This is a genomic window from Pseudomonas sp. PA15(2017), from assembly GCF_001945395.1.
GTDB lineage: Bacteria > Pseudomonadota > Gammaproteobacteria > Pseudomonadales > Pseudomonadaceae > Aquipseudomonas.
In genome coordinates, this window is sequence record NZ_MSXV01000058.1 from 501,442 (window position 1) to 518,367 (window position 16,926).

Here is a 16,926-nt window from a genome sequence, read left to right on the forward strand (position 1 = left end):
CATGCTAAGACGAGAGGTGGTAAATGATGCAGTCACCGCATCGATATGGTCAGCCAGGTGAGCTCTGGTTGCTTTCACAAACGGATCTGGAAGGCCTGAATGCGAGCTATGAAGAGGTACTCAAGGTTGTCGAGCAGGCGTTCATGGCGCTGCGCACAGGTGACTCGCAGAATCCTCTGAAAACCGTGGTACAGCCGGCTGATCAGCGCTCGCTGAGTTACTCGATGGTTGGCCGTGATGGTGCCAGCGACACGCTGGGCTTCAAGGTGGTCTACGAGTTCGACCCACAACGCAAACTCGACGCCTACGGTTTCCACTCGTTCATCTTCCTGTGCGACGACCTTACCGGCGAGCCCATCGCCATGATGGATGTCGTCAAGCTGGGCCCGTTGCGTACCTCGGCAAGCTCGGCACTGATGGCTCGCGCGGCCTGCCCGGATGCGCGTACCGCGTTGGTCGTCGGCTCCGGCGTACAAGGGCAAATTGCCCACGCCATGCTACTGGCGGCCCTACCCGACCTTGAACACCTGCTGGTTTACGGGCAGTACCAGGACGGGCTCCAAGCGGTTCAGAACGAGGTCAGCCAGCGTTATCCTGGGCGCGGCGTGGAGGTCGTCGAAGACCTGCAAGCGGCAGCTCGTCGTGCTGACATCGTCATCGGTGCCTCAGGCCTGACCGCGAAACAGCAGGTCCGCCTGGACTGGCTCAAACCTGGCGCAGTCGCGGTGCTGCTCGGCTATGGCATCGATGCCGATGTACTGCATGGCGCCGACTACCGCATTGCCACCGACACCGATCAGATGAAAGTCACCTGCGGTGATCTGGCTGCTGCGGACGGCAGCATTCCCAGCATCGATGCGCAACTGCCGGACATCTTGCTGGGCACGGCGGCGGCACGTCGCGACAAACGCGACGTGGTGTTCGCCTACAACAGCGGCATGGTCGTGACAGACGTCGCTCTTGGCCGCTACTTCGCCGACCTGGCACTGCAGAACAACCGTGGCGTGAGGGTCAAGCTATGGTGAAGCACGACGTACGCCTCATCATGGTACTGGCGTTACCACTGATCCTGACCAATTTCGCACATGTGGCGTTGACGACCATCGACATCATTGTCCTTGGCACGCTCGGTGCCCGAGAGTTGGCAGCCGGCGGGCTGGCCATCGTCCTCTTCAACCAGTTGCGCACCATGGGCACCGGCCTGGTGACGGGCGTCAGCAATTTGGTGGCGGAGGCACATGCCCGAGGCGACCATGGCAGGATTCGCGAGCTGCTCTTCGCGGGCATGTTCTGGGCCACCGTGTCGGGCCTGTTGTTCGTCGCCGTATTGCTGCTGCTGGAGCGACCATTGATATGGCTGGGCCTGGAGGCAGAAGTCGCGGCCATGACCTTCCAGTATCTGCTGCTGGCCGCCCCCGGCCTACTGCCCTGCCTGTGGTTCCAGACCCTACGGCATTTCACCGTAGGCCTGAAGCATCCCGGGCCGCTGCTGGCGATCACGTTGATCTCGATCGTCCTGACCGCTGGCTTGAACTACATCGTGGTGTACGGCAAGTTCGGCCTGCCTGCGCTCGGATTTCCCGGTGTGGCCTTGACCACGACGCTGGTGTTCCTGCTGTCGTTCCTGATGTTCCTTGGCGTGGTGATCAGGAACAGCGTGCTCGGCCCGTACCTCTCGCTGTCGACATGGCGGTGGTCCGGCCCGGCGGTGCGTGACGTCTGGAAACTGGGCTTGCCCATTTCCGGTACCTATGCCTCGGAGGCCGGGTTCTTCAGCGTGCTGACGCTGCTCATCGGCACGCTGGGCATAGAGGCGCTGGCCGCGCAGACGGTACTCAACCAGATCATTTATATCGTCTTCATGATCTCTGCGGGCATTTCACACTCGGCGTCGATCCATATCAGCGAAGCCTGCGGCACGGCCGATTATGCACGGGCACGACGCCTGGGCCTGGTGGGGCTCTGGTTGGGTGTAGCCGCCATGCTGCTGGTGGCGGTGCCTTATGTATGGATACCGAACAGCATCGTGGCGTTGTTCATCTCCGCTGACCAGGCCGCCAACGCCACAACCCTGGCCCTCGCCGCCTCTGGTTTGCTGATCGCCATCGTCATGCAGATATTCGATGCCAGTCAGAACATCGGCAACGGCATTCTGCGCGGTACCGGCGATACCGTGGGGCCATTGCGCATATCGCTGTTCGGCTATTGGCTGATTGGCCTGCCCTGCGCCTACCTGCTCGGCATCACCGCAGGCTACAACATCCATGGTGTGTGGATAGGCCAAACGGTCGGCCTGGCGGCCACGGCGGCCTTGTTGGTGATCGCCTTTCGCAAGCGTATTGCCCGCCTGTCGCGACCGTCGAGTGCCGATGCACTGAACATCGGAGTGCGCTAAGCAGAGGAATGCACGGCCATGAATGATCATTTCAATGCAGCGCAGTCGCTCATACGACCCGAGGTCGGCCGCCTACCCGCATACGACCCCGGTTCCAGCCCCGAGCACGTGGCGCAGCAGTACGGCTTAAGCCGCATCATCAAGATGTCCAACAACGAAAACCCCTATGGCCTCTCGCCGGCGGCCGCACAGGCGGTGCAAGAATGCCTGTCGTCGGGACTGGGGCGCTACCCCGACCCGCAAGGCAATGCCCTGTGTGGCGTATTGGCCGAGCGCCATGGCATAGGCAAGGATCGCATCATCCTTGGTAACGGCTCCGAGAACCTGCTGGAGCTGCTCTGCCAGGCGTTCCTCAACGCGGGAGACCTGGTGGTGACGCAGGCGCCCTGCTTCAGCCTCTATGAAATCTTCGCCTTGATGATGGGTGCGCGAGTCAGCAAGGTAGCGTTGAACGCAGATTTCTCCTGCAACCTGCCCGCCTGGTGCGACGCCTTGGCCCAGCCGGTCAAGCTGATATTGATCAGCAACCCCTGCAATCCCGTCGGCAGCGCCTTCTCATGGCAGACCCTCGAAGCCATTGTGCGGGCCTGCCCAACAGACAGCCTGCTGGTGATCGACGAAGCGTACTTCGAGTATGCCATCGGCCATCCAGACTACCCCGATGCCTTGCAGGTACTGGCGAAGCAACGGCGGCCCTGGATCGTTCTGCGTACGTTTTCCAAGGCTCACGGGCTGGCCAGCCTGCGCGTGGGCTATGGCATCGCCTCCGACGCCCATGTGGTAGACGCGTTGCATCGCGTACGCACCCCCTACAACGTCAACCTGCTGGCACAGGAGGCGGCCATAGCGGCACTGACGGACACTGCGCATTTGCAAAAAAGCGTCGGCCTGATCAGCCGCGAGCGCATCCGGCTGAGTACCGCCTTGCAGGAGATGGGCTACCGCGTAGCGCCTTCGCTTACCAATTTTCTCTTTATCGACACCGCGCAGGATGCGCTGCAGGTCGTCGAGAGGCTGTTGTCCGAAGGGATCATCGTCAAGGCTTGGCGTGAACCGGACTACCAGCACTTCATCCGCGCCTCTTTATCGCTACCCGAGGACAACGACGCTTTTCTGCGGGCGCTTTCCCGGCTGCAGAAACACTCACCGGGCGCCCGGCCTGACGAGTCACCACCACGCCCCAACGAAGCCAAGACTGCCAATGATTCTGGAAGGAGTTCGCCATGACTGCCCTCACGTTCCAACCGCCCATCCTAACTCGCGTTTCCGACCTGATTGGAGGCACCCCGTTACTCGCGCTGCCCGTAGCGCCGGACAGTGGGCGGGTGCTGCTCAAGCTGGAACAATTCAACCCCACCGCAACCGCCAAGATTCGCATGGCGCGGCAGATGATCGACGAGGCCGAAGCGCAAGGCAGGCTCAAGCCTGGTGGCTGCATTGTCGAGTCAACGTCAGGTAACACCGGGCTGGGCTTGGCGCTGATTGCAGCTGAGCGTGGCTATCGCTTCACTGCAGTCGTGGACGCTCACGCGAGCATGGACAAACTGCGCGGCATGCAGGCCTACGGCGCGGAGCTTGTTCGTGTCGGTGAGCCCGATGGTGGCCTGGCCACCGCCGACCGAGATGCGGCGGCCGCCCGTATTGCCACGGAGCGAGGTGCCTACTGGACCCAACAGCACAACAACCCAGGCAACGCCAACGGCTACAACGCCCTGGCCGACGAGCTGCGGCACTCCCTGGGCTCCTCGATCGATTACCTGTTCGGCGCCATCGGCACGGGCGGGTCCTTGTGCGGTACCGGCCGAGCGTTGAGGGCGCATTTGCCGGCGGTGAAGATAGTCGGGGTAGAGCCAGAAGGCTCTGTGATTTTCGGAGGCGAGGGCTCGCCCTACTACCAATCCGGAACAGGTACTCCGGCAGGTGCAGAGATCGGTGCACTGATTGACTACGACCTGATTGACACAGGGCTCAAGGTTAGCGACAGCACGGCCTTCGAGACAGCACGCTACCTGGCGCGTCGACACGCCTTGCTGGTGGGTGGCTCGGCAGGCGGGGTCATTTACGAAGCCTTGCGCCACGCACGGAGCGTACCGCCCGATACCACCACGGTGGTACTCGTGTGCGATGGTGGCGAGAAGTACCTTGATACAGTCTTTAACGACGCCTGGATGAACGCCAGAGGGCTCACCAACCCCAAAATCATCGAAGAGCTAAACCTATTCATGCGCCCCTAGCCTGACAACGATCGGGGAGTTTTAAAAACTGACGACACCGCCTCGCTGTGAGACTGGAACCTATCGGAAAACCCAGGCCGAATAATAAAGTTACATATTCAGATTTATAGTGACCCACCCCAAGTCTATAAAGTGGATATTTCGGCCTAGATTACCCTCCGAATTTGAATGAGCCAACCCAAGTGGGGGTGAGTGTTTGGCGCAAGTTACCGGTGTACTGACAGGGGCCGGGAGCTCCTGTTGTCGGATCAAGAGTTCATACCTGTCCGAGGTCCTCGTCGGTAAAGCTTTTTATGCTGAACCGCAAGTTACCAATAATAATCCATCACCCCGATATCATAGACTTTTAATAATCAGGCTAATTCATACTGCTCCTTACTGAACGAGCTTGGCTATCTCATGTTAGCTGTGGGATCGCGAATTCGACTCGCCCAACAAACGCCGATAGCTGTTATGCGACGGCGCGAATTTCACCAACTTGTCATATGAATTCGCCAACTAACGAGATAATATCAAAACGCCAGGTAGGCAACCAATTGGCTCTATGGATAGCCTTTTAAGTCAACAGTGTGACGCATCTATATAAGCAGCTAAGGGATATTTCTCATGCAAGAACTCAATCTGGTTGAAATCGAGCTTGTTTCCGGGGCTGGCCTGGCCAGCACGACGACCGCTGCTGGCGCAGTGGGTGGCGCCATGCTGGGTGTGGGTGCTGGCGCCGCTATTGGCGGTGCAGCTGCAGGTCTGCTCGGCACAGCGGTTGGTACGCCGGTGACTGGAGTCGTTGGCGCGACGCTGGGCGCAGCTGGCGGCGGGCTTGTGGGCGGAGGCATTGGGTTTGCAGGTGGTGCAGTTGCAGGCTTTGCCGTAGGGGCAGCCGCAGAGGCAAGCATCCGCGGTATTTCCCAAATTACGGGAGTTGGCATGCCACAAATCCCTGATTTGTCTGGTGCTATCTATAGTCGTGCGCCAGGTGTATTCGCTGCATAAGAACCAACCAGATCATCGAGTCTGTGCTGCATCACGCTAGGCCTGTGCATATCGGGGCCTAACGTGATGCTTTGTGAATTGCAGGATGGCTCTGGCAGCCAAAACATCGGGCTTGATTTGGTTCGAATTGGCTACGGTTCACTTCAACCAAATATCACTATTGCAGGTAGAGCGTGTTGCAGCGTTGCGCGCCTCATCCTTGCATCTATGTATCCATGACCGACAATCGACTATTTCGCCAAGAAGCGCTTGATGCCCAGCAAGCTGACGGCTTCGGCAAGATAATACTGATCCGCCCCGTCTCTTTCAGCGTACTCACGTTGCTAGCCGCCGTGATGGTTTTGATGGTCGTGGGCTTATTTATATTCGGCAGTTATACCAAACGCAGCACTGTAAGTGGTCAACTGGTGCCGATTGGCGGTGTGGCCACCGTATATTCGCCACAGACAGGGACTGTACTGCGCACATTCGTCGAGGAAGGGCAACTCGTACAGGGCGGTGATCCTTTGATGATCATTTCCAGTGAGCGTTATGACAGCGAGGCCGGACCGATCCAGGCCTCCATCATTCAACAACTGGAAAAACGTCGTCAGTCGCTGCGCGAGGAGCTGGAAGAACTGAATGGTCTGCAGAACACCGAACGCAGCAGTTTGAACAGCCATGTCGCCAGCCTAGGAGGTGAACTGGTGATTCTTGATTCACAGATCGACAGCCAGGAGCGCCTACTGGCATTAGCCAGCGATGCAGCCACGCGTTACCAGGGGCTTATGGAACAAGGCTACATCTCCATGGACCAGCTGCAACAGCGACAAGCCGAGTTGCTGGCCCAGCGCCAGACCCTGCAAGGCCTGAAGCGAGAATATACCTCTGTCAAACAGCGCCTTACAGAACGCCGTAACGAGCTTTCCAGCCTCCCGGCTAACCAGGCCAATCAACGGGCCGGCATCAAACGCCAGCTCAGCGTCGTCGAGCAGGAGCTGGCGGAAAGCGAAGCTCGGCGTACTTTGTTGATCACCGCACCTGAGCCCGGCATCGCCACAGCGGTGTTCGCCGAACCGGGCAGGGCTGTGGATAGCTCACGCCCACTATTAAGCATCGCACCCGCCAATGCGTCGTTTCAGGCCGAGCTCTACGCACCAAGCAGAGCCATCGGCTTTATTCGCGCCGGGGATCCGGTACGGATTCGCTACCAAGCCTATCCCTATCAAAAGTTCGGCCAATACCACGGTAGGGTTCAATCCATATCCCGAACCAGCATTCCCTATGCCCAGCTATCCAACATGGTCGGTGGCGTACCGTTGGCGGGGCTGGAGGGTGAGCCACTCTATCGCTTGCGGGTGACGCTAGATGACCAAGCCGTGAAAGCCTATGGCGAGCCACGACCGCTTCAGAACGGCATGCTGCTCGACGCTCAAATTCTTCAGGACACTCGCCGACTCTACGAGTGGGTATTAGAACCACTCTACAGCTTGACCGGTAAGCTCTAGGATCCGCCCATGCAATTTCTCGATGCCCTAGCCTTGCGCCTGGGCCGTCGCCTGCCGCTAGTGTTGCAAACAGAATCCACCGAATGCGGCCTGGCCTGTCTCGCGATGGTTACCGGCTACCACGGCCATCACACCGATATGGTGGAACTGCGCCGGCGATTTTCTACGTCGCTCAAAGGGGTTTCGCTCAAACAGCTGAATCAAACTGCCCAACGCCTGGACTTACAAACACGTGCCGTGAAATTGCAGCTCAACGAGCTTGGCAGCCTCAAACTACCCTGCTTGTTGCACTGGAACTTCAATCACTTTGTTGTATTGAAGTCCGTCGAGCGAAACGCTGTTGTCATTCACGATCCAGCCCATGGTGTCCGCCGCCTGAACTTGCACGAGGTATCAGAAAGCTTCACTGGCGTCGCACTGGAGCTTTGGCCAGGCAGCAATTTTGAAAAGCAGGAAGAGCCGCCGCGCATCAAACTCCGTGACTTGCTTGGCAAGGTGACCGGGCTATACCGCTCGCTCGGCCAGATCGTGCTGTTGTCAGCGGCATTGGAAGTGTTCTCCCTCATCAGCCCTTTTCTCATGCAGTGGACCATCGATAACGTGATCGTCAGCGAGGATAGTGATCTGCTGACGACACTTATCATCGGGTTTGGCTTACTGCTGGTGATGCAGCAGGCGGTCGGCGGGGTGCGCGACTGGGTCATCATGCACATGAGCACACTGCTGGGCGTTCAGTGGCAGGCTAAAGTCTTCAGCCATTTGCTGCACCTTCCGGCGCAATACTTCGAGAAACGCCACCTTGGCGATGTGGTATCGCGCTTCGGTGCCGTGAACAGCATCCAGCAGACGCTGACGACAGCATTCCTCGCCGCCATACTGGATGGCCTGATGACCATCGCCACGCTGTCGATGATGTTGTTATACAGCCCTAAACTCGCGGGCATTGCGATTGCCGCGATGACACTCTACGGCCTTGGGCGCTGGCTATGGTACCAGCCCCTGCGCCGTGCCACGGAAGCGGAAATCATCCATGCGGCGCGCCAACAGAGCCATTTTCTCGAAAGCATTCGCGGCATACGCCCACTGAAGCTGTTTCAACGACAAGATGAAAGACGATCCGTGTGGCTTGGTTTGCTGGTTGAACAGATCAACGCTGGGCTGCGAACGCAGAAACTGCATCTCTTCTATCAACAGCTCAACGGCATCCTGTTCGGCATAGAAAACCTGCTCATTATCTGGCTCGGCGCCAACATGGTAATGGACGGGTATTTCACTGTAGGTGCCTTACTGGCATTCACCGCTTATAAATCCCAGTTCAATGGCCGTGTCGGCAGCTTGATCGATAAGTTTTTCGAGTTGCGAATGCTGCAGCTGCAAGGCGAGCGTCTGGCTGACATCGTCCTCCAGGCACCGGAAGAGAGCCACGGGGATACCCCTCTTGAGAGCGTGCACGATCGTCAAGCGGACATCCAGGTGGAGGGCCTGCGTTACCGCTATTCGGAGCAAGAGCCCTGGGTGTTGGACGGAATCGACCTGCACATCGAGGCGGGCGAATCGGTAGCGATCATAGGTCCTTCCGGCTGCGGCAAAAGCACGCTGTTTAATGTCCTGCTCGGTATCCTGCCACCGGCAGAGGGCAAAATCCGGGTCGCCGGCCTGGAACTGTCGCAACTGGGGCTGGGCGGGCTGCGCGGGCTAGTGGGAACGGTGCTGCAAGATGACGTGCTGTTCGCGGGCTCGCTCAAGGAAAATATCAGTTTCTTCGACCCGCAGCCGGATATGCCCTGGCTGATGGAATGCGCAAAGGTTGCCGCCATCCACGACGATATTCAGCAGATGCAGATGGGCTACAACACCTTGGTCGGTGATATGGGGACGGTGCTGTCGGGTGGGCAAAAGCAGCGCGTGCTGCTTGCCAGGGCCTTGTACAAGCGCCCCAAGATTCTTTTCCTGGATGAAGCCACCAGTCATCTGGATCTTCACAGCGAACAGCAGGTCAACGCCGCGATCAGTGCCTTGCGCATTACCCGGATTATGATTGCCCATCGCCCAGAGACCATACTTTCAGCGAATCGGGTCGTGCAACTCCACAAGGGTAAGGTGGCGTTGGATCAGAGGGTTGAGCACAGCTCAGGTTCCGGCCGTCAGGAGCCGAGCTGATGCGACGGTTCATCGCTTTGCTGTGTGCCGGCCTGCTAAGCACCAGCCAGAGTGCAGCGGGGTACGAGCCCGACGTATTTGGCACCGCTCGCGGCCTCGCCAACCAGGCAAGCTACGATCTTGGAGGCAGCAATCTGCACTGCTCGTCCAATGCGCCTTTGCCGGAGCGGTTACGCCTGGAGGATGCTATCGAGCGGATCCTCTGCCGCGACCCAAGCACTCAACTGGCTTGGGCGAGCGCCAAGGCTCAGGCAGCGCAAGTCGGCAGCAGTAAGGCAGCCTATCTGCCGCGCCTGAACGGGCGCCTGGGCGCCAATCAAGCCTACAACGAGTTGAACTACCGCGACGTGCCCTCAAGAGAGAACCGTAGTCAGCGTTACGCTGCTGACGTTGAGCTGACTTGGGAGCTTTTTGATTTTGGGCGACGTAGCGCTGCTCTGCGCAATGCGCAGCAATTGCTATTGGCTGCCAATGCCAGCCAGGACTCGGCTCTGCAGCGCGCTTTCTCCCTTGCTGCTCAGGCCTACTACGAGGCATTGGCTGCCCAGCGCAGCCTGGAAGCCTCGCGGCAGGTGGCTGAGCTTGCCGCGCAGAACCTGGAGGCTGCCAACGCCAAGTACAATGCGGGCGCCGCGGCCCTGTCAGACCGCCTGCAAGCGCAAACGGCCCTGTCCCAGGCAAGCTTGGCGCAAATCCGCGATGAAGGGACGCTCAGACGTACGCTAGGCATTATCGCTATACGCATGGGGCTTGCACCGGACACCTCGCTGCGCCTTTACGATGAGTTGAGTGAGCAACTCGATGCCACCTTCGCCACGGATATCGAACGACTGATCGTCGACGCCAAGCGCGATCATCCGGGGCTGTTGGCGGCTCAGGCACGCCTTCGCGCCGCGACCGCGAGCGTGGAAGAAAGTCATGCCGCGGGTCGGCCAAGCCTGGCGCTGACCGCGAACCTGAGTCGCAGCACCACTCACCAGTCTCGAGAGTTCAGTGGAGACTTCCGCGGCCATGACCGCAGCATAGGTCTGCAACTCACTGTTCCGCTTTTCGAAGGGTTCAACCGCACGTACCAGATTCGCAACGCACTCGCTCGGCGCGAAGCCAGTGTTGCAGAGTTAGCCGAGCTAGAGCAGCAGGTTTCCCTGGACGTTTGGAGCAGCTATCAGTCGCTCAGCATGGAAACGCGTAACCTGACGCTGACCCGTGAGTTGGTCGACCAGGCGCGCCAGAGCCTCGAGGTGGCCAGAGGACGCTATCAATCAGGTGTCGGCATCATGGTGGAGCTGCTCAACGCATTGAGCGCTTATTCCAGCGCCGAGGAGCAGTATATCCGCGCGCTCAGCAATTGGCAGATATCCCGTCTGAGACTCGCCGAGAGCCTCGGCCGTCTGGGGTTCTGGTTATTGCAGTGAGACGGATTTCGCGCCCATGGAAATCTCTTTCAGATCAACAGGATCGTTTGCGGCGCGAGTTTCGCAGGCTGGATTGGCGCTGGCCGAAGATGCGAGCACGTACCCGTCCGGATTCTCAGACTGAAAAGCCAGGTGATGACGAAGGAAGTCCACCAGCGCGTGCGCCGGCAAACCGACTTCAGCGGACGTTTGCCACTGGTCACCTCACGCGGCAACCGGCGGCTAAATGAGCTTTTGCACAGCAATCCAGGCGCAGGGGGACAGCGCCGGATAGACGGCAGGCAACAGCGCTGCACTGCGCCGTTTGCCCAAGCTGCGCCGGCCCCCTAGAATGCCGCGATGCAAAATGACCTCGATCAGCGACTCAGCTCTCTCAACCCAGCCCAGCACCATGCGGTCACCACGCCGCCCGGTCATCAACTGGTGCTGGCCGGTGCCGGTTCCGGCAAGACCCGCGTGCTGGTGCACCGCATCGCCTTTCTGATCCAGCGCCTGGACGTATCGCCGCACAGCATCCTGTCGGTGACCTTCACCAACAAGGCGGCGGCCGAGATGCGTCATCGCATCGAGGACGTGCTCGGGCAAAGCCCGGCGGGCATGTGGGTCGGCACCTTCCATGGCCTGGCGCATCGCCTGCTACGTGCCCACTGGCAAGAGGCCGGGCTGGTCGAGAACTTCCAGATTCTCGATTCCGACGACCAGCAACGGCTGATCAAGCGGGTTATCCGCGAGCTGGGCCTGGATGAGCAACGCTGGCCGGCCAAGCAGGCGCAGTGGTTCATCAACGGCCAGAAGGACGAAGGCATCCGCCCGGCCGGCATCCAGGCCAGCGGCGATCTGTTCCTGGCCACCATGCGCAGCATCTACGAAGCCTACGAGGCGGCCTGTGCCCGTGCCGGCGTGATCGACTTCGCCGAGCTGCTGCTGCGCGCCCTCGACCTGTGGCGCAACAATGCGGGCCTCCTGGCGCATTACCAGAAGCGCTTCCGGCACATCCTGGTCGACGAATTCCAGGACACCAACGCCGTGCAGTACGCCTGGCTGCGCTTTCTCGCCATGGGCGGCGAGAGCCTGATGGTGGTGGGCGACGACGACCAGTCGATCTACGGCTGGCGCGGCGCGAAGATCGAGAACATCCAGCAGTTCGACAGCGACTTCGCCGACGCCGAGATCATCCGCCTGGAGCAGAACTACCGCTCCACGGCGAACATCCTCAACGCCGCCAACGCACTGATCGCCAACAACCAGGGGCGCCTGGGCAAGGAGCTGCGCACCGACGTCGGTGATGGCGAGCTGATCAGCCTGTACGCCGCCTTCAACGAACACGACGAAGCGCGCTACGTGGTCGAGACCATCGAGGACGCCCTGCGCAAGGACGGCCTGCGTCGCAGCGACATCGCCATCCTGTACCGCTCCAACGCCCAGTCGCGGGTGCTGGAAGAAGCGCTGTTGCGCGAGAAGATTCCCTATCGCATCTACGGCGGCCAGCGCTTCTTCGAGCGCGCGGAAATCAAGAACGCCATGGCCTACCTGCGCCTGATCCACCAACGCGGCAACGATGCGGCGCTGGAGCGGGTGATCAACGTGCCGGCCCGTGGCATCGGCGAGAAAACGGTGGAAACCCTGCGCCAGTTCGCCCGCGCCAACGACCTGTCGATGTGGGCCGCGTTGCACGAAGCGGTCGGCACCAAGGTGATCGCCGGTCGCGCCGCCAGTGCCCTGAACGGCTTCGTCGAACTGATCGACACCCTGGCCCTGAAGGTCGAGGGCATGCAGTTGCACAGCACCGCGCAGCTGGTGATCGAACAGTCCGGCCTGCTCGCCTATCACCGTGATGAAAAGGGCGAGAAAGCCCAGGCGCGGGTGGAAAACCTCGAGGAACTGGTGTCCGCCGCCCGGGCCTTCGACTCCTACGAAGGCGAGGAAGGCGACGACGCGCAAACGCCGCTGGCGGCCTTCCTCGATCATGCTTCGCTGGAGGCCGGCGATACCCAGGCCGCCGAACACGAAGACAGCGTGCAGATGATGACCCTGCACAGCGCCAAGGGCCTGGAGTTCCCGCGGGTGTTCCTGGTGGGCATGGAAGAGGGCCTGTTCCCCCACAAGATGAGCCTGGAAGAACCCGGCCGCCTGGAAGAGGAACGCCGCCTGGCCTACGTGGGCATCACCCGGGCCATGCGCAACCTGGTGATCAGCTACGCGGAAACCCGCCGCCTGTACGGCAACGAGACCTACAACAAGGTCTCGCGCTTCGTGCGCGAAGTGCCGCCCCATCTGGTGCAGGAAGTACGCCTGTCCAACAGCGTCAGCCGCCCGTACGGCAGTGGCAGCCGCAGCATGAGCGGCAGCAGCCTGTTCGCTGGCAGCGCCGTGCCGGACACACCGTTCAACCTCGGCCAGCGCGTGCAGCACTCGCTGTTCGGCGAAGGCACCATCCTCAATTTCGAGGGCTCGGGCCCCCAGGCGCGGGTGCAGGTGAACTTCGAGAGCGAAGGTAGCAAGTGGCTGATGTTGGCCTACGCCAAGCTCGAGGCTATCTGAGGAGCCTGCTCACGATCTTGCCGGGCATGCGTACGGGCAGCTAGGTGGCGGGAGTGGCCGGTGGCGCGAACGTGTAGGAGGGGCTTCAGCCCCGAGCTGTTTGCACGCTCATAAAGCTCGGGGCTGAAGCCCCGCCTACGGATTACGCGAAAGGCCGCTTCCGCCAGTTTGCAGTAGCGTGAACACGCTCTAAGAGCCTTTTCGAAGTCTCGCGAGCTAGAGCAATGCAAGGGCTAGGCGCCCCCGCAAAAACAGGCGAGGACGCGGAGTTTACGAGCTGTAAATGAGCAGTCTGACTGGGCTGGCAATCCAGCCTGTTTTTAACGCCGCAGTGCCGACGCGCAGCAGACTTTGAACAGGTTCTAAGTCAGCTCGACGATTACAACCATGGCAGCCGCCATAACGGCCGGCTGTCAATAACAAAAGCAATCAGGGCACGCTGCTCGACACTCAAGGGAGAACACCATGAACCGCCGCAATCTGTTCGGCGCCGCGATGGCGCTGTGTGCTGCCATCGGCCTGGCCGGCTGCAAGGAAGAAACACCCGCCGGGCAAGGCAGCGCCACCGCTGCCAAAGCCGAGACCTTCCACTGGAAGATGGTCACCTCCTGGCCGAAGAACTACCCCGGCCTGGGTACTGGCGCCGAGCGGCTGGCCGAGCGCATCAATGCCATGAGCGCCGGGCGCCTGACCGTCAAGGTCTACGCCGCCGGTGAGCTGGTGCCGGCCTTGGAAGTGTTCGATGCAGTGTCCCGCGGTACCGCCGAAATGGGCCATGGCACGCCGTACTACTGGAAAGGCAAGGTGCCGGCGGCGCAGTTCTTCTCCTCGGTGCCGTTCGGCCTGTCGACCCTGGAAATGAACGCCTGGCTGAGCAAGGGCGGCGGTCAGGCCCTGTGGGACGAAACCTACGCGCCCTATGGCGTGAAGCCCCTGTCGGCGGGTAACACCACCATGCAGATGGGCGGCTGGTACAACAAGGAAATCAACTCCCTGGACGACATCAAGGGCCTGAAGATCCGCATGCCGGGCCTGGGCGGCGAGGTGTGGACCAAACTCGGCGCGATTACCGTCAACCTGCCTGGCGGCGAGATCTTCACGGCCCTGCAGACCCACGTGATCGACGCCACCGACTGGATCAGCCCATACAACGACCTGGCCTTCGGCCTGCACAAGGCGGCCAAGTACTACTACTTTCCGGGCTGGCAGGAGCCGCAGGCGGTGGTCGAGTCGATGGTCAACCAGAAAGCCTTCGACAGCCTGCCGACCGACCTGCAGGCGATCGTCGTCGAAGCCGCCCGCGCCGCGACCCTGGACATGATGGACGACTACGTCTTCCACAACGCCAAGTCCCTGGCCCAGCTGAAGGAGCAGGGTGTGACGATCAAACGTTTCCCCGACGAAGTACTGGCGGCGATGAAGCGTGAATCGCACACCGTACTCGAAGACCTGGCCGGCCAGAACGAGCTCAACGGCCGCATCTGGAAATCGATGAAGACCTTCCAGGACGAAGCCGCGCCGGTGGGCGAAGTGACCGAGAAAGAGCTTTACAACTGGCGATGAGGCGTCAGCGGATGTGCAGTGAAACGGAGCCTGCGGGTTCCGTTTCGCTTCCTGCTTTCATTGACTTGGCGTAGCGCGAACCGTTTCGCTGGGCAAAAGCTCGAAACATTCTGTTGCTGGTCATGCCCACCTGCCACGGGCAAGATGTCTAACAGTGTTTCAATAACCGAGAGAAAACCGATAATGCAGCGTTTCCTCAGCATCGCCCTGGTAATCTGCCTGGGCCTGTCTTTCAGCCTGACTGCCGACGCCAAGCGTATGGGCGGCGGCAAATCCTTTGGCGCCGCGCCGAGCCACCAGACCCGTCAGGCCACGCCGCCTTCCCAACCTAACGCCAACGCCGCTTCCCCAGGCCGCACGCCGGCTGCCGCCAGCGGTGCTTCGCGCTGGCTCGGCCCGCTGGCCGGCCTGGCCGCCGGTGGCCTGCTGGCCTCCATGTTCATGGGCGACGGCTTCGAAGGCCTGCAGATCATGGACATGTTGATCTTCGGCCTGATCGCCTTCCTGCTGTTCCGCTTCCTGGCCGCCCGTCGCCAGAAGCAGCAGCCGAACGTCGCCGCTGCCGGTGGTGCGCCGTTCCAGCGAGAGGCCCATGGCCAGCCGCAGCCGGCTCAGCCGTCGATCTTCGGTGGCAGCAGCGCCGCGGCAATCAAGCCGGTGATCAACGCACCTGCCTGGTTCAACGAGGAAAGCTTCGTCAATGCCGGTCGCGAGCACTTCCTGAGCCTGCAGCAGCACTGGGACGCGAACGAGATGGACAAGATCGCCGAGTTCGTGACCCCGCAACTGCTGGAGTTCCTCAAGCGTGAGCGTGCCGATCTGGGCGATGGCTTCCAGTCCACCTACATCGACAACCTCGACGTGCAGCTGGATGGTGTCGACGACCACGCCGACAAGACCATTGCCACCCTGACTTTCAGCGGTGTTTCAAAGACCTCGCGCTTCGACCAGGGCGAGGCCTTCAGCGAAAGCTGGCGCCTGGAGCGTGCCGTTGGCGAGAACCAGCCTTGGCTGGTCGCCGGTATCCGCCAGAACGGCTGATCCCACACGCACTGAAAGAACCCGGGCTTGCCCGGGTTTCTTTTTTGCAGCGTTTTTTGCGGAACCTCCAGGCAGCCGCCTTACTCAATGCGCTGCGAATGCAGTTACATGCCCATATGGCCTTTTGCCCCTAGTGGCTTGTGACGGCCTTCCATTCAGCGTAAAAAGCTGCGTTATCGAGGAGCAGCAATGCAGCCGGGCCAGCTGGCCTGCATCTGCGTCGTGCGCTCCGGAATCTGATCAGAATCGCCAGGACTCAGGTGGAGCCGCCGTGGAAGAAGTCATCGAACAACTGCGTGAATTGAACGAGCCGGTGCCGGTACCGCTGGAGCTGCCCGAGGAAGAGCTGCTGGTGGAGATCGAGGAGCAGATCCTCATCAACCTGCCCTTCGAGCTACGCGAATTCCTGCTCAAGGTCAGCGACGTGGTGTACGGCCGCCTGGAGCCGGTCACCGTGACCGACCCGCAATCGCACACCTACCTGCCCGAAGTGGCCTCGGTCGCCTGGTCCCTGGGCGTGCCACGCGAGCTGGTGCCGATCTGCGAAGACCAGGGCAACTACTACTGCGTCGAACAGGACGGCACCGTGCTGCTCTGGGACGGCGAGGAAGAAGACCTCACCGACGACAGCTGGGATTCGGTGTGGCACTGGGTGCGGGAAGTCTGGCTGGAGGAGTAATGCCAGCCAGCCTCTTAGCCCGGGTTGAGCACAGCGATACCCGGGAAATGCTGTCCTGGGTATCGCTTCGCTCGACACCAGGCTACGACCAATACGACAAGGGCGCCTATACAGAGCGTGTGAAAAGTCGCTGATGCAGGTAGTGATCCCATCAGACGCCCCGACATTGTTCGGGGCGTTTGCTTTTGTACGATTCGAAAGGTCGCGACCAACCTTTCAGGTGAGCAGCTCGATCATTCGCTGCGCACCCAGCACCTTGATAGCTCGCTTGAGGTTGTAGGCCTGTACCGCCAGTGACATTTACGCACGCGCGCCACTGAAGTGACGCATCAGGAAACGGCCGTTGCCCATTATCCATTGTTTGAGATTGCCGAAGGGGTGTTCGACGATGCTGCGACGCCTGCTCATCATCTCAGGATGT

12 protein-coding genes and 1 pseudogene are annotated in these 16,926 nt (G+C 60.5%); 12 read left to right on the top strand and 1 reads right to left on the bottom strand.

Annotated features, from left to right (window positions below; genetic code table 11):
• Positions 1 to 68: 68 nt before the first annotated feature.
• The 12 genes from BVH03_RS24020 (at position 69) to BVH03_RS24070 (ending at position 16,505) form a co-directional block, all read left to right on the top strand.
• The gene (locus BVH03_RS24020) at positions 69 to 1,025 is read left to right on the top strand and encodes a hypothetical protein (RefSeq protein ID WP_218189569.1); all 957 of its coding nucleotides are present in this window, start codon (positions 69 to 71) and stop codon (positions 1,023 to 1,025) included.
• Complete coding sequence (locus tag BVH03_RS24025) at positions 1,019 to 2,395, top strand: MATE family efflux transporter (protein WP_075963520.1); 1,377 nt, start codon at positions 1,019 to 1,021, stop codon at positions 2,393 to 2,395. The genes BVH03_RS24020 and BVH03_RS24025 overlap by 7 nt, the downstream gene beginning before the upstream one ends.
• An 18-nt stretch (positions 2,396 to 2,413) precedes the next feature.
• A complete protein-coding gene (gene hisC, locus BVH03_RS24030; protein WP_075963521.1) occupies positions 2,414 to 3,622 on the top strand; it encodes a histidinol-phosphate transaminase in 1,209 nt (402 codons plus the stop codon).
• Positions 3,619 to 4,629, top strand: coding sequence for a PLP-dependent cysteine synthase family protein (locus BVH03_RS24035; protein ID WP_075963522.1), 1,011 nt, complete (start codon positions 3,619 to 3,621; stop codon positions 4,627 to 4,629). Before hisC ends, BVH03_RS24035 begins: the two co-directional genes overlap by 4 nt.
• A 606-nt stretch (positions 4,630 to 5,235) precedes the next feature.
• Positions 5,236 to 5,619, top strand: a complete 384-nt coding sequence (locus tag BVH03_RS26210) for a hypothetical protein (RefSeq protein ID WP_143486055.1) — start codon at positions 5,236 to 5,238, stop codon at positions 5,617 to 5,619.
• Between the two features lie 215 nt (positions 5,620 to 5,834).
• Complete coding sequence (locus tag BVH03_RS24040) at positions 5,835 to 7,106, top strand: HlyD family secretion protein (protein WP_075963523.1); 1,272 nt, start codon at positions 5,835 to 5,837, stop codon at positions 7,104 to 7,106.
• Positions 7,107 to 7,115: 9 nt separating this feature from the next.
• Entirely contained in the window at positions 7,116 to 9,266 is a 2,151-nt protein-coding gene (locus tag BVH03_RS24045; protein ID WP_075963524.1) for a peptidase domain-containing ABC transporter, read from the top strand.
• The gene (locus BVH03_RS24050; protein ID WP_075963525.1) at positions 9,266 to 10,681 is read left to right on the top strand and encodes a TolC family protein; all 1,416 of its coding nucleotides are present in this window, start codon (positions 9,266 to 9,268) and stop codon (positions 10,679 to 10,681) included. The genes BVH03_RS24045 and BVH03_RS24050 overlap by 1 nt, the downstream gene beginning before the upstream one ends.
• Positions 10,682 to 11,020: 339 nt before the next feature.
• Positions 11,021 to 13,222, top strand: a complete 2,202-nt coding sequence (uvrD, locus tag BVH03_RS24055; protein ID WP_075963526.1) for a DNA helicase II — start codon at positions 11,021 to 11,023, stop codon at positions 13,220 to 13,222.
• Positions 13,223 to 13,687: 465 nt separating this feature from the next.
• Positions 13,688 to 14,785 carry a TRAP transporter substrate-binding protein gene (locus tag BVH03_RS24060; RefSeq protein ID WP_075963527.1) on the top strand — a complete coding sequence of 366 codons (1,098 nt, stop codon included), beginning with the start codon at positions 13,688 to 13,690 and terminating at the stop codon, positions 14,783 to 14,785.
• A 183-nt stretch (positions 14,786 to 14,968) separates the two neighbouring features.
• Complete coding sequence (locus BVH03_RS24065) at positions 14,969 to 15,826, top strand: Tim44 domain-containing protein (protein WP_075963528.1); 858 nt, start codon at positions 14,969 to 14,971, stop codon at positions 15,824 to 15,826.
• A gap of 271 nt (positions 15,827 to 16,097) precedes the next feature.
• A complete protein-coding gene (locus BVH03_RS24070; protein ID WP_074886822.1) occupies positions 16,098 to 16,505 on the top strand; it encodes an SMI1/KNR4 family protein in 408 nt (135 codons plus the stop codon).
• Positions 16,506 to 16,721: 216 nt separating this feature from the next.
• Here the strand turns inward: BVH03_RS24070 and BVH03_RS24075 are convergent.
• Positions 16,722 to 16,926 (bottom strand): annotated as a pseudogene (locus tag BVH03_RS24075) (transposase); the annotation flags it as partial.